Source organism: Rhodococcus sp. RCBS9 (assembly GCF_029457415.1).
GTDB lineage: Bacteria > Actinomycetota > Actinomycetes > Mycobacteriales > Mycobacteriaceae > Rhodococcus_F > Rhodococcus_F qingshengii.
Genome location: NZ_CP120422.1, coordinates 557,010 through 570,326 on the forward strand (window position 1 = coordinate 557,010; position 13,317 = coordinate 570,326).

Below are 13,317 nucleotides of genomic sequence, written 5' to 3' on the forward strand. Positions count from 1 at the left end.
CGTGCGGCAACACGTTCGTCTGGTAGCGCAATTTCCGGCGACTGAGGCACGGACGAACCGCTCAGATACCTCGTCCGGGATTGAGAACGTTCTTCGGATCGAATGCGGCCTTGACTGCAAGCATCATTTCGCGTTCGGTCTGGCCGACCATGTCCGCCATGTACGGCGCTTTGAGAACCCCGATACCGTGTTCACCGCTGATCGTTCCGCCCAACGCCAGTGCGCCGGCAACGATGTCGTCGAAAGCTCCGCGCGCACGATCCTGCGCACCCGATTCGGCAGCGTCGAACACGATGGTCGGGTGGAGATTGCCGTCGGCGGCGTGACCGAAGGTTCCGATCGTGACGCCGTGGCGATCGGCCGCTTCACGAATGCATTCCAACATGGACGGCAACGCCGGCACCGGCACCGCGACGTCGTCGAGAAGTACCGTGCCCAACGCCTCGAGAGCCGGCAAGGCCATGCGGCGCGCGGCGGTGAACTCTTCACCTTCCACCGGATCGTCGGTGTGGAAAACCTCTCGGGTCCCGGCACTTTCGCACGCCGCGGCGCAGTCCGCTGCCTCGGCGGCCGCCGACCTACCGTCGCACTGGATGAGCAGCATCGCCCCGGCCGATTCGTCCAGCCCCATCTTGGTCAGCCGATTGACGGCGCCGATGGTGACGTCGTCCATCAACTCCATCTGACACGGTTCGGCCACTGCCGACACGGCGAGGACGGCATCAATCGCGGACTCCGCGGAATCGAAGAAGGCGACCACAGTGGTCGCGGCAGTGGGCGCCGTACGCAACCGCATCGTGGCTTCGACGATGACCGCGAGAGTGCCCTCCGACCCGACGAGCAGATGTGTCAAGTCCAGCCCCGCAACATTTTTGCGCGTCCGTGCACCGGTACGGATCACACGCCCGTCGGCGAGTACCGCCGTCAGGGCCGCAACGTGATCACCGGTGACGCCGTACTTGGCGCAACAGATGCCGCCTGCATTTGTCGCCAGATTGCCGCCGATACTCGAGATGGACCGGCTTCCCGGATCCGGTACGTACCAAAGACCCTGCTGTGCAGCAGCTTCCGCCAGGTCACCGTTGATCACTCCGGGCTCCACCGTGGCGGTGCGCGCGGCAGGATCGATCTCGAGAATTCGATCCATGCCCGCGACGCTCAAGACGATGCATCCGTCGAGTGCGTTGGCGGCGCCGGCCAACCCGGTACCTGCCCCTCGTGTCACCACCGGAACGGCGAGTTCGTGGGCCACCGTCATGACCGCAACGACGTCGTCGACCGTCTTCGCCTTGACCAGCGCGGCGGGCCTTCCGGCTGCGGTGAGCAGTGATTGATCCCGGACGTACGCACCCATTCGGTCGGGATCGGTTGTCGCCCTGTCCCCCACCGCTTTCTGCAGACGCTCGCCCAACAGATCGATACTCGTAGTCATTGTGTTCGTCCTTCGTAGAATCCGCGCACATGGCGCTCGACCAAAACGGCGGCCTCGTCAGCTGCACCGCGCTCGATCGCGTCGGCGATACCCTCGTGCTCGGCCAACAGTGCGCCGAGCGTGGCCGCCGAGTTCTCGCGCGAGTCGAGTTCGCTCAGCAGGTAGCCGGCGATGCTGTCGCGGAGAACCGTCATGACCAACCCGAACGCCTTGTTCCCGCCCGCTCCGGCCAGCGCAACGTGAAAGTCGACATCGGCGTCGTGGAATGCGACCGAGTCGTCGGCAAGGGTTGCGACGCGCATTCGCTCAATCGCAGCCCGGGCGCCGTTCGGCACCGCGACGACGGTGCGCAGCGCAGCAGCTTCGAGCAGCACTCGCAATTCGACAAGATCGCCCAATGGAACTGCACCCACCTGCAACGCCGTGCTGAGAGCTGTGGCCGCGGAATCGGCCGTATGCTCGTGCGTCACCCGAGGCCTGGCAGTAGAAGTGGTGTCCGCGCCGGTCAACAATCCCTGCGCTTGCAGGACCCGAAGGGCCTCACGGACCGTCGATCGACCCACCGAGAACGTCTGTGCAAGTTCCTGTTCGGTGGGCAATGCCTCACCGACCGGGAGTGAACCGTCGAGAATGGCAGCGCGGATTCGTCCCGACACGGCAAGGCTGAGCGGCATGCGCGACAACGGAGTCGTATCCATGCCGCGACGCTACCACCCCTTGCCTGCTTGTCTGACAAACTGTTTAATTGAGGAGATTCGTGACCCGGACCACAACAGAGAAGGTGCCGACCATGACCGACAAGCTCGAATTGGATCCCGCGACCACCGCCGTCGTGCTCATCGAGTACCAGAACGACTTCACCACCGAGGGCGGTGTCCTCCACGAGGCCGTCGCACCAGTCATGGAATCGAACGGACTCCTCGCGAACACCGCCGCGCTGGTCGATGCGGCCCGGGCGGCGGGTGTCACCGTGATGCACGCACCGATCACCTTCGCCGAGGGGTACAACGAAATCACCTCGCATCCGTACGGAATCCTCAAGGGCGTCGTCGACGGAAAGGCCTTCGTGAAGGGTTCCTGGGGAGCTGCGATCGTCGACGACCTCACTCCGAAAGACGGCGACATCGTCATCGAGGGCAAGCGTGGACTCGACACTTTTGCCAGCACCAACCTCGATTTCATTCTGCGTAGCAAAGGAATTCGCACGATACTTCTCGGCGGTTTCCTGACCAACTGCTGCGTCGAATCGACCATGCGCACCGGATACGAGAACGGCTACCGGGTCATCACACTCACCGATTGTGTAGCCGGAACTTCGGTCGCCGAACACGAGAACGCGATCACCTACGACTACCCGATGTTCTCGCACCCCGTCACGTCGAAAGAGGTGCTCGGCGCGCTCTCCTGAGAGGACTACCTGGAATGCGCGAGAAGGAATTCACGGCTGACGTTGGTGACACTGGCGTGAACCTTCTCGTGCAGCAGGTCGTGACCGGCGTCCTCGAACTCGCGCATCTCGACGTTGCGCAGCGTCCGCGCCCAGTCCCGGACGGGATCGACCGGGGCGATCCGGTCGTCGGTACCGTGAACGACCAGGACTGGGATGCCCGCGTCGGAGAGTTCCGCCCACCCGTGTTGCTCGACCGCACTGCGCGGAATGCCGCACAGCACTGCGGAGGCAAAATCGTGATCGCGATGAGCCAGCATCGTCAGCGCCGTCACCGCACCCAAGGAATGGCCCATCACCGCCTGCGGGACTTCGGGCAGTTCCACCAAAGCGATGTCAGCGAGCGCGGCTGCATCGGCAGCAAGATCGGAGAGCGGAGCCCCGACTCCCGGATCACCCTCTGACAAACCGTGCCCGGTGTGATCGATCGCCCACACGTCGATCCCCGACGCCGTCATTGCGCCCGCGAAGCGGTGATACTGGCCGCTGTGCTGGCCGAGACCGTGCAGAAAGACCAGTGACACCGTGGGCACCGCACCCCCTGCCGCCGGCCAATGCCGAAAGTGCACCTGACCGGTTCGTCCGTCGAAGAAAGGCATGAACGTCATTCTGCACGCCGCTACCGATATCCGCGGCTCGTGAGCGATTACTGGTGGGTTGCCTTGTCGGTGAGCGATGGCACAATCGCCCTGTGTTCCTACTCGATGATCAGATCGTCTACAGCGCCAGCGACCTCTCGGCTGCGGCCTCGTGCGAGTTCGCACTGCTGCGGCAACTCGACGCCCGAACCGGTCTGATCGCGGCCGAGGCCGCCGAGGCGGATCCGATGCTCGAACGGACGTCGAGCCTCGGCGACTCGCACGAGCGCGAACAGCTTCAGAAGTTCATCGATCAGCACGGAGACGGCGTCGTCGTCATGCCGCGACCGGAACACTCACGCGCAGGCCTGACCGCTGCCACGTTGGCCACCGTCGAGGCAGCACGATCGGGCGCGCCGGTCATTTATCAGGGAACCTTTTTCGACGGCCGATTCCTCGGGTTCTGCGATTTCCTCGTCCGCGAAGGCGACACCTACGCGGTCTACGACAGCAAGCTCTCCCGGCACGCCAAGGTGTCGGCACTTCTACAACTCGCCGCATACGCGGATGCGTTGGAGCGCAATGCAATTGCCGCCTCCGATCAAGTTCATCTACTGCTAGGCGACGGCAGCACGTCGTCGCACGACATCGGAGACATCGCGCCGGTATTCGCGGCACGTAGAGCTGAACTCGAACGAGTCCTCGACGAGCACCGCGCCGAGGGGAAACCGACACAGTGGCTCGACGATCGGTACCTGCGTTGTGGTCGATGCGACACCTGCAGCGTCGAGGTCGAAAGCCATCGAGACCTGCTGCTGGTTGCGGGTGTCCGCGGCAATCAGCGTGAACAGCTGATCGTCTCGGGGATCACGACAATTGACGAACTCGCCGCGAGCACCGGCCCAGTCGAGGGAATCCGCCGGGAAACACTCGACAAGCTCCGTGCACAGGCAGCGGTTCAACTACGCCAGGAACTGTCCGGCGACGCCGAATTCGAGGTCTACGAACCCTCGGCGCTCGGCGGACTCCCCATCCCCGACGACGGCGACATCTTCTTCGACTTCGAGGGCGATCCGCTCTGGGCCGAGGACGGGTCCACCGATTGGGGGTTGGAGTATCTGTTCGGTGTGGTCGAAGGGCCTGCGGACGACTACGTGTTCAAGCCGTTCTGGGCACACGATCGCGAGGGTGAGCGCCAGGCGCTCCTCGACTTCCTCGATTACGTCACCGCGCGTCGAGAAGCTCATCCAGGCATGCACATCTACCACTACGCCGCGTACGAGAAATCGGCGCTGTTGCGCTTGGCCGCACGTCACGGTGTCGGCGAGCAGACCGTGGACACCCTGCTCAGCGAGAACGTGCTCGTCGACCTGTACCCGATCGTCCGCGCGTGCCTGCGGATCGGACAACGCTCGTACAGCATCAAGAAACTCGAGCCGCTCTACATGGGTGAGCACGGCCGTGACGGTGACGTGACCAACGCCGCCGCCTCGGTCGTCGCCTATGCCGACTACTGCGAATTGCGCGACGGCGGACAAGCCGACCAGGCCCGGGAACTTCTTCAGGGCATCTCCGACTACAACGAGTACGACTGCGAATCCACTCTCCGCCTGCGCGATTGGCTCGCCGAGCGCGCCGCAGAACATGGTGTCGAACTTCGAGAGCCGACCGGACAGATCAAGATTCCACTCGAAGAACTCACCGAATCGGAAATCGCACTCCGCGACTTCGCCGGCCACAAGGCCGGTTCGACACGCACCCCCGATCAGCAGGCTGCTGCTCTATTGGCCGCAGCAGTCGGTTACCACAATCGCGAGCGGAAGCCGTACTGGTGGGCCCACTTCGACCGATTGGTCACACCGATCGAAGACCTCGTGGACATCCGCGACGTCATGGTGGTCGAGCAGTCCGAAATCGAAACGGACTGGCACAAGAGCACCGCGCGGCAGAAGAAGTTTCGTCGCCACATCCAGTTGACCGGAAGTTTCGGCACCGGAACGTCTTTGAGCCCGGGCAGTGATCTTTTCGCGCTCTACGCAACCCCCTCCCCCGATGCCGTTGCAAGCGAGAACCCCACCCAACGCGGCACCAGCAGCGTCAAGGTCACCGCCGTGGTCAAGTCCGAAGGGCTCGACGTGGTCACCGTGGAAGAACTGCTCGGCGGTGACGAATACCTCGATACCCCAGTCGCATTGGCACCTGGTCGTCCGATTCCCACGGGACGTATGGAGAAGTCGATCGCCGCTGCCGCATCCGACGCCAGCGAGAGCCTGCCCGAACTGCCACACATCGCGGCAGTCGACATTCTCCGGCGCAGCACCCCGAGAACCCTCTCGGGTTCACCGCTGCCACCTGTCGGCACCGACAACAACTACGCCGACGCCATCACCGCCGCACTTCTCGACCTCGATGATTCCTACGTGGCAGTACAGGGTCCCCCTGGTACGGGCAAGACCTACACGGGCGCTCGTGTCGTCAAGACACTGATCGAACAACATCAGTGGCGAATCGGCGTGGTGGCACAATCACATTCGGTGGTCGAGAACATGCTCGGCGGCATTCTGAAAGCCGGCGTGGACCCTGCACTGGTCGCGAAGAAGGGCAGCCGGAGCAAGACCGCAGAATGGCAGGACATCGCATCCGAAGAATATGCGGGATTCATCGCCGAGGCCGAAGGCGTCGGCTGTGTCATCGGCGGCACTGCGTGGGACTTCTCGAACACCGATCGTGTTCCAGCGGGCAGCTTGGACTTGCTCGTCGTGGACGAAGCAGGCCAATTCGCGCTGGCGAACACCATTGCCGTCGCGATTTCCGCGCGAAACCTGTTGCTGCTGGGCGATCCGCAGCAGTTGCCGCAGGTGAGCCAAGGTACTCACCCCGAACCGGTCGACGAATCGGCACTCGGTTGGCTCGCCGAGGGACACGGCGCACTGCCACCCGAATTCGGCTACTTCCTCGAGAAAACGTGGCGGATGCACCCGGATCTGTGTGCGCCCGTGTCCGCATTGTCGTACGAGGGCAAGCTGCATTCCCAGGAAACCGTGAGTGCGGCAAGAAAACTCGACGGACTCGCTGCCGGAGTACACACGGTGTTCGTCGATCACCGCGGCAATTCCACCTACTCCCCGGAAGAGTCCCAGGAAATCGTTCGCCAGATCCAGGGCCTTCTCGGTACGCCTTGGACCGACCCGAGCGAGTTCGAGGGAACCAGGCCGCTGGAGCAGTCGGACATTCTCGTGGTCGCGGCGTACAACGCCCAGGTGGGCACCGTCGAGCGCGATCTCACCGAGGCCGGTCTCACGGAGGTCGAGGTCGGGACCGTCGACAAGTTCCAGGGCCGCGAGGCTGCGGTGGCAATCGTGTCGATGGCCGCATCTGCCGTCGAGGACGTCCCGCGAGGGATGTCGTTCCTGCTGTCGCGAAACCGTCTCAATGTTGCTGTCTCACGCGGCAAGTGGTGCGCGATCATCGTTCGATCGCACGCGTTGACGCAGTACATGCCCAGTACGCCTGCGGGATTGGTCGAACTGGGTGCATTCATGAGGCTGACGAGCTAGCCGAAGCCTGTCTTACCTGAAGCACTGCCCTACCCGAAGCACTGCCCTTCGCCGCGATAGGTGGGAACCGAGGTTCGGGTGCCGTCGGCTTCGACCACGTACACGCGGTCGAAGCGCTCGCACAGCTCGCCGGCCTTGGCGTGACGGAACCACACGCGGTCGCCGATCGCGATGTTTCCGGCTTCCTTCCCGGTGACCGGCGTCTGGACTTCGCCGGCTCCTTCGTTGCGGAGCAGTTTGAGACCAGCGGGCCAGACCGGTGACGGAACGCGGGTGGCTCCGGCAGGTCCCGACGCGATGTATCCGCCGCCGAAAAGGGTCGTGACCGACGGCGTCGGTTTGCGCACGGCCGACAGCGCGAAGAACAGCGCCGGATCGGGACGGAAGGCACGGTAGCGGTCGAACAGGGTCGGTACGTACAGTCCGGAGCCTGCTGTTACCTCGGTCACCACAGGATCGGCCGAGCTGACCTCCAGCGACCCCGTACCGCCGCTGTTGACGATCTCGAGTGCACCCACGGCATCGGTGACGGCCGCGACCACAGCGCCCCTTCTGGACGCCAATTCGCGGGCAGAGGCCTTCTTGACCCAACCGATCGGAGCGCTGGTGTCCGGGAGGCCGGCGATCTGGGCTTCGTAGAACATCACTCCGACGACGGAGAATCCGCGTTGGCGCGCACGCGCCGCGAGTGCGGCGACCGCGGCAGGTTCGCGCAGCGGCGAGCGTCGTACGCCTAGATGAATCGGGCCGATCCGCAGTGACGCGTCGACGTCGAGACACACGCGGACAGGCGCATCCCCCGTCGACGCCGAACGAATGAGGTCCAACTGCGCATCGTCGTCGACCATCAAGGTGATCGATGCGAGAGCGGTGTCGTCGGCAGCGAGATCCGCGATGGCGCCACGATCGGCGGTCGGGTACCCCATCAGGATGTCCCGTGCGCCGAGCCCGACCAGCCACAGAGCCTCGCGCAGTGAGAACGCCATGATTCCGCGGAATCCGCCGGACGCGGTCAGTGTGTCGCCGAGAGTTTCAGCCAGAACCGTCCGACAACGAACCGATTTGCTCGCCACTCGCACCGGGGTTCCACCGGCGCGGCGCACCAGGTCGGCTGCATTACTGCGCAGTGTGGTCAGATCCAGAGCAGCCAGAGGCGGGTCGAGTTCTCGCGTGGCAGCAGTGAGTCGATCAAGGGTCCTGGTCACAGATGATCCAATCGTCGCGGCGTGCGACCAGTCAATCACCAATCCTGGACGTATGTCCAGGATGGCGGTTCTACTGAGGCGCGACCACGGCTTTGTTGGCGATTACCTGAACCATTTCTCCGAACTCGGCAATAGTCGCGTCGGAGTCACGATCGACCAGCCATCGCAGAACAAGGCCGTCGATCATTGCAAGACTCAGTCGCGCAATCGAACTCAACGGCTCCGTCCACACCGTGCCCGATATCTTGGCGCACTCTTCGAGAAACGACACCGCGAGCTCATCCATGATTCGGTACTGCTCAAATGCAACCGCCCCAGCACGTTCGGCTCCGAGATTGCGACTACGCAGTGCTTGCGCGGTAATTTCGTAGGTCAACAACTGGCGATCCGGGGTTGCCTCGATGGTCGGCCACATTCCGGTCAGGCCGATGTGCAGCAATTCCCTGAGCCCCTGCACGCCACTGAGATCCGGCGCATGGCGGACCTGCGCGAACGCATACTGCATCGACGCACTGAGCTGCAGAATGAGCGTTTCACCCATTGCCGCGATCAGCGCTTCCTTGCTCTCGAAGCAGTAATGAACGACGCCGAGCGATACCCCGGCCTCCTCTGCCACCGCCCTTACCGTCACAGAACTGACACCGCGCTGTTCCGCAATAGACAAGGCGGACTCGACCAATTGTGTGCGGCGTTCGTCCGCCGGGAGCCTGTTCAGCATCCAATGATCGTAGAACGCAAATGACAAAATCTTCGCGCAATACTTGCCTGGACGACCGTCCAAGTACATTATTGCGTAATGGCTTCGGACACTTGGCAGAACTGGGCGGGCACTCAAAGCGCCGCGCCGCGTCGCTTTGCGACGCCGACAAATACCCGTGAACTTTCGTCGTTGGTCGCCGAGGCCGCCTCGCGTGGCCAACGTGTGAAGGCCGTCGGCGCCGGCCACTCGTTCACCGGTGTCGCGGTCACTGACGGTGTCCTCGTCAGCCTGGACAACTTGAGCGGAATCGACTCGATCACACCGACCGACGACGGTGCGCTGGTCACTGTTTTTGCAGGCACTCGCCTTCATGCTCTCAACGACGCCTTGTGGCAACGCGGATATGCGATGGCAAATCTCGGTGACATCGACGTCCAGTCACTGGCCGGCGCGACGTCCACCGGCACGCACGGCACCGGCGCACGATTCGGCGGCATCGCCACACAGATTCGCGGAATCGAGGTCGTTCTCGCCGACGGATCCGTCGTTTCCGCAAGCGCCGACGAAAACGTCGAGTTGTTCGAAGCGGGCCGCCTCGGGTTGGGCGCAATCGGCATCATTTCGAAGATCACTCTCGCCTGCGTTCCGCGATTCACACTTCGCGCAATCGAGGAACCCGACACGCTGTCTCACATACTGGACACCCTCGAGAGCGATCGTCTGGGCCTGGATCACTTCGAGTTCTATTGGTTCCCGCACACCGATCGTGTCCTGACGAAGAGCAATACGCGACTCCCCGGAGATACCGAACCCGATCCGGTGGGCAAGGTCCGCGCGTTCGTCGACGACGAACTCCTCTCGAACACACTCTTCGAAGGTGTCAACCGCGTTGCCACCCTGGCACCGGCCGCGATCCCGAGAATCAACAACGTGTCGTCCCGATTGCTCGGCGCCCGCGAGTTCACCGATCGCAGCTACCGGGTATTCGCGTCTTCGCGCCGGGTGAAGTTCAAGGAGATGGAATACGCGATTCCCCGCGAACACGTCACCGAGACACTTCACGAAATCGATCGCTGGATGAAGAAGTCCGGAACCAACGTCGCTTTCCCCGTCGAAGTACGTTTTGCTGCCGCCGACGACCTCTGGCTCTCCACTGCTCACGGACGCGACACCGCATACATCGCGGTACACCAGTACCACCGCCGACCCGAAACGGAGTACTTCGCCGCGGTGGAAGCCATCGCGCGCGCCGTCGACGGCCGGCCGCATTGGGGAAAAATGCACAACCGGACCGTCGACGACCTGCGTCCGACGTACGACCGACTCGACGACTTTGTCGCCGTTCGAGACAAGTACGACGCGAATCGTGTGTTCGACAACGAATACTTGCGTCAGGTGCTCGGCGACTGACGGTCAGTGCCGCAGTAGTTCCGCTTTTCGCGCATCGCTCGCAAACGAGGCCTTGATCGAGTTCCGGGCGAGGGTGTCTCGCTCGGCCTCCGTCAGACCCAGGGCTCGGCCCAGTTCGGTGAAATTGTCGTCGACGTATCCCCCGAAGTAGGCCGGGTCGTCGGAGTTGACCGTGACGATCAAACCCATCTCGAGCATCGATCGAAGCGGATGATCCGACAGCGAATCGAACACCCGCAGACGAACGTTCGACAACGGGCAGACCGTCAGTGGAATCTCCTCGTCGACCAGACGCTCGATCAGGGCAGGATCCTCGAGTGCCCGGACTCCGTGGTCGATCCGCTCGGCGCCGAGAATGTCGAGCGCCTGCCAGATGTACTCGGGCGGTCCCTCTTCACCGGCGTGAGCCACAACGTGCAAACCCTCGGCACGCGCGCGGGCGAACACGTCCTCGAACAGTGACGGCGGGTTGCCGACCTCCGCGGAGTCGAGTCCGAGCCCGACGATCGGAGCCTGCAGGCGAATTATCTCGGAGAAGATCTCCTCGGCGTCCTTGACGGGCTGATCTCGGAGGATGGCGGCGATTGCCGCGCTGCTGAGCCCGAACTCGCGCTCACTCGATGCCACCGCATCCATGATCCCGTCCAGGACCTCGGTCAGCGGAACACCACGGACCACGTGCGCCTGTGGATTGAAGAAGAACTCGGCATGCGCGACGCCGGCGGCAGCCGCGCGGCGGAAGTACGCTCGCGTCAGGTCGGCAAAATCCTCCGCGGTGCGCAGGACGGCCATGTTGGCGAAGTAGAGATCGAGGAACGACTGCAGATCGGTGAACTCGTACCTCGACTTCAGATCGTCGATGTCCTTGTACGGCAAGTCCATTCGATTGCGCTCGGCAAGTCGGTAAATCTGTTCGGGTTCCAGAGAACCCTCGATGTGCATGTGCAGCTCTGCGACAGGTGTAGCCATGTCGGTGTTACCGCCCCTTCCAGACCGGGGCGCGCTTCTCGGCGAACGCCGTCGCGCCCTCGCGTGCATCTTCGGACGCGAACACCGGCGCCATGACCTGCAACTGCTTCGCGAAAGCTTCGTCGTCGGACCAACCGCCGGCCTTGACGATGATCTCCTTGGTGACCGCAACCGCGAGCGGTCCGTTGCGGGTGATGCGATCAGCCAGCTCCAGCGCGCCTTCGAGCGCCTTACCTGGCTCGGTCAACGTGTTCACGAAGCCGTAGCGGTAGGCCTCCTCGGCTGTGAAACTGTCACCGGTCAGGGCCAGTTCCAATGCCTTCTGGTACGGAATCCGCTTGGGCAGGCGCAACAATCCGCCTCCACCTGCGACCAGCCCTCGCTTGACCTCCGGGATACCGAACTTCGCTTCGGACGACGCGACCACCAGGTCGGTGGCAAGCACGAGTTCCGTGCCGCCTGCCAACGCGAAGCCCTCGACCGCCGAAATGATCGGCTTACGCGGCGGCCCTTCCGTGAATCCGAGACCGCGTCCCGGCACGAGTACGTTCTCGCCGGCCACGAATGCCTTCAGATCCATACCGGCACAGAAGTTTCCGCCGGCTCCTGTCAGCACCGCCAAGGACAGATCGTCGTCCGCATCGAGCTCTTCGACCGCAGCGGCCAATGCGTGACTGACCGCCGAGTTGATGGCGTTACGCGCCTCGGGCCGGTTGATGGTGATGATCAGTGTCCGCCCGCGCCGCTCGGTGAGAACCTCGTCCGCCATGATGTCCCTCTCGTTTGTCGACCACGCTCGCGTGACTACGCGACGTTGCGTTCGACAATACGGACGAAGCCATCGGGGTCGATCTGCGCGGTGTCGTGAGTGCAGAACCACCCCTGGGTGAACCTCGTCGAGGTCGCTTGCGGCGAGTTCCAATACCGACGCGTGACACTCGGTCCACGGCACAGCAACTCACCGAAACCACCTGGAGCATCCGGGCCGTACAACGCCACTTCCATTCCACCGAAAGCGATTCCGACGCTTCCGAGGTGGGTGGGTGCCGACTCGGTTGGCAGAATGAGACCAGCCCCACAGGTCTCGGTTTTGCCCCACCCGATCACATGCCGAGCGGCCGGGAACAGGGTCAGCAGCTTGGATTCCTGTTCGGCCGTGATCGGCGACCCGCTGCAATCGATCCACTGAACCGACCTCGAACCGGCACGCGCCGCCGGCCCAAGGGTGAGCAACCGTGGCTCGAGCAGGTCCTCGGGCCGCCCGGTCACGATGTCGACGGTATGCACACTCTCACGCCAGAAGTCGCCGGCGAGGACCACCGTTCCACCGACCACCAACGTCGCGAGCACGTGCACGAATTGCCGTACCGACTTGAAGTCATTGTCCACCAACAGATTGCGCACACCTTCGACGCCGTAATCGCGCGAGTGCAGAATGCCGACGATGGCGGAGAGCACGTTCTCGTTGCTCAACTCGACGCCCAGCATTTCACCCGAAGAATCGGCGGTGTACGCGAGGATCGCCATCTCCTCCGGGGCGGCACCGTCGTCGATGAACGGAACACCGTGTGGGAGTTCCCCGTCGAGCACCAACACCGAGCCACTGTCCGCGATGACGAAGTCCGCCGCGTCGTCGCTCAGATGAACACCCACGGAGACTGGAACACCGCCGGCGAGAATGACGCCGAGGCACGCCTCCATCCACCTCACCCCGGCGGCGACACGAATGGCCACACGGTCACCGATCTCGACGCCTCGCGACTTCAGCCCGCCTGCGACCCGCGACGCCTCGGCCCACAACTCCGCGAAGGTGACCTGCTCGCCGTCGACCTCCTCCACCGCGATGCGTGAGGAGAATCGATGAACGGCGATATCGAGGAGTTCGGACAGCGACGGGTCGAGTTGGCTGTACCGAAGCACCCCGTCACCCGCACGGGTGACACGGGCGTCGGCGAGGAGCTGAGTCGAACACGGGTATTCCACAAGCGTCGACCGCATCGATACCTCCACGTCACTGAC

At 63.3% G+C, this 13,317-nt stretch carries 11 protein-coding genes; 3 read left to right on the plus strand and 8 right to left on the minus strand.

All coding sequences use genetic code 11. The features are described from left to right. Positions 1-61: 61 nt before the first annotated feature. Positions 62-1,432 (minus strand): FAD-linked oxidase C-terminal domain-containing protein, encoded by a 1,371-nt coding sequence (locus P0M12_RS02565; RefSeq protein ID WP_277377425.1) that lies wholly within the window; start codon positions 1,430-1,432, stop codon positions 62-64. Then, on the minus strand, positions 1,429-2,130 hold the full coding sequence (locus P0M12_RS02570) for an FCD domain-containing protein (protein WP_003945110.1): 702 nt from the start codon (positions 2,128-2,130) through the stop codon (positions 1,429-1,431). Before P0M12_RS02570 ends, P0M12_RS02565 begins: the two co-directional genes overlap by 4 nt. 92 nt (positions 2,131-2,222) lie before the next feature. Here P0M12_RS02570 and P0M12_RS02575 point away from each other — a divergent pair, with 92 nt between their 5' ends. Then, positions 2,223-2,840: a cysteine hydrolase gene (locus P0M12_RS02575; protein WP_030536921.1), complete on the plus strand. Its 618-nt coding sequence runs from the start codon at positions 2,223-2,225 to the stop codon at positions 2,838-2,840. 5 nt (positions 2,841-2,845) lie between these two features. Here P0M12_RS02575 and P0M12_RS02580 read toward each other — a convergent pair whose 3' ends face one another. Continuing rightward, entirely contained in the window at positions 2,846-3,487 is a 642-nt protein-coding gene (locus P0M12_RS02580) for an alpha/beta fold hydrolase (protein ID WP_277377426.1), read from the minus strand. Positions 3,488-3,570: 83 nt separating this feature from the next. Here P0M12_RS02580 and P0M12_RS02585 point away from each other — a divergent pair, with 83 nt between their 5' ends. Next, the gene (locus tag P0M12_RS02585; protein WP_030536922.1) at positions 3,571-7,014 is read left to right on the plus strand and encodes a bifunctional RecB family nuclease/DEAD/DEAH box helicase; all 3,444 of its coding nucleotides are present in this window, start codon (positions 3,571-3,573) and stop codon (positions 7,012-7,014) included. Between the two features lie 29 nt (positions 7,015-7,043). On the opposite strand, the gene P0M12_RS02590 is transcribed toward P0M12_RS02585, so the two are convergent. Together P0M12_RS02590 and P0M12_RS02595 are read right to left on the minus strand one after the other, a co-directional pair. Next, complete coding sequence (locus P0M12_RS02590; RefSeq protein WP_030536923.1) at positions 7,044-8,219, minus strand: amino acid deaminase/aldolase; 1,176 nt, start codon at positions 8,217-8,219, stop codon at positions 7,044-7,046. A gap of 70 nt (positions 8,220-8,289) precedes the next feature. Continuing rightward, complete coding sequence (locus P0M12_RS02595) at positions 8,290-8,937, minus strand: TetR/AcrR family transcriptional regulator (RefSeq protein ID WP_020908434.1); 648 nt, start codon at positions 8,935-8,937, stop codon at positions 8,290-8,292. Positions 8,938-9,015: 78 nt separating this feature from the next. On the opposite strand from P0M12_RS02595, the gene P0M12_RS02600 reads away from it, so the two are divergent. Continuing rightward, on the plus strand, positions 9,016-10,329 hold the full coding sequence (locus tag P0M12_RS02600) for a D-arabinono-1,4-lactone oxidase (protein WP_030536924.1): 1,314 nt from the start codon (positions 9,016-9,018) through the stop codon (positions 10,327-10,329). Between the two features lie 3 nt (positions 10,330-10,332). On the opposite strand, the gene P0M12_RS02605 is transcribed toward P0M12_RS02600, so the two are convergent. Genes P0M12_RS02605 through P0M12_RS02615 form a run of 3 tightly spaced genes read right to left on the minus strand, consistent with a single transcriptional unit; the run spans position 10,333 to position 13,296 of the window. Then, positions 10,333-11,298: an adenosine deaminase gene (locus P0M12_RS02605; RefSeq protein ID WP_003945144.1), complete on the minus strand. Its 966-nt coding sequence runs from the start codon at positions 11,296-11,298 to the stop codon at positions 10,333-10,335. Positions 11,299-11,305: 7 nt separating this feature from the next. Continuing rightward, the gene (locus P0M12_RS02610) at positions 11,306-12,067 is read right to left on the minus strand and encodes a crotonase/enoyl-CoA hydratase family protein (protein WP_003945127.1); all 762 of its coding nucleotides are present in this window, start codon (positions 12,065-12,067) and stop codon (positions 11,306-11,308) included. Between the two features lie 35 nt (positions 12,068-12,102). Beyond that, a complete protein-coding gene (locus tag P0M12_RS02615; RefSeq protein ID WP_030536925.1) occupies positions 12,103-13,296 on the minus strand; it encodes an AMP-binding protein in 1,194 nt (397 codons plus the stop codon). Positions 13,297-13,317: the final 21 nt, after the last annotated feature.

Excerpts from the sequence above, each read along its gene's own strand:
- P0M12_RS02565 (WP_277377425.1), bottom strand. The coding sequence starts at position 1,432 with ATGACTACGAGTATCGATCTGTTGGGCGAGCGTCTGCAGAAAGCGGTG.
- P0M12_RS02570 (WP_003945110.1), bottom strand. The coding sequence starts at position 2,130 with ATGGATACGACTCCGTTGTCGCGCATGCCGCTCAGCCTTGCCGTGTCG.
- P0M12_RS02575 (WP_030536921.1), top strand. The coding sequence starts at position 2,223 with ATGACCGACAAGCTCGAATTGGATCCCGCGACCACCGCCGTCGTGCTC.
- P0M12_RS02580 (WP_277377426.1), bottom strand. The coding sequence starts at position 3,487 with ATGACGTTCATGCCTTTCTTCGACGGACGAACCGGTCAGGTGCACTTT.
- P0M12_RS02595 (WP_020908434.1), bottom strand. The coding sequence starts at position 8,937 with ATGCTGAACAGGCTCCCGGCGGACGAACGCCGCACACAATTGGTCGAG.
- P0M12_RS02600 (WP_030536924.1), top strand. The coding sequence starts at position 9,016 with ATGGCTTCGGACACTTGGCAGAACTGGGCGGGCACTCAAAGCGCCGCG.
- P0M12_RS02605 (WP_003945144.1), bottom strand. The coding sequence starts at position 11,298 with ATGGCTACACCTGTCGCAGAGCTGCACATGCACATCGAGGGTTCTCTG.
- P0M12_RS02610 (WP_003945127.1), bottom strand. The coding sequence starts at position 12,067 with ATGGCGGACGAGGTTCTCACCGAGCGGCGCGGGCGGACACTGATCATC.
- P0M12_RS02615 (WP_030536925.1), bottom strand. The coding sequence starts at position 13,296 with ATGCGGTCGACGCTTGTGGAATACCCGTGTTCGACTCAGCTCCTCGCC.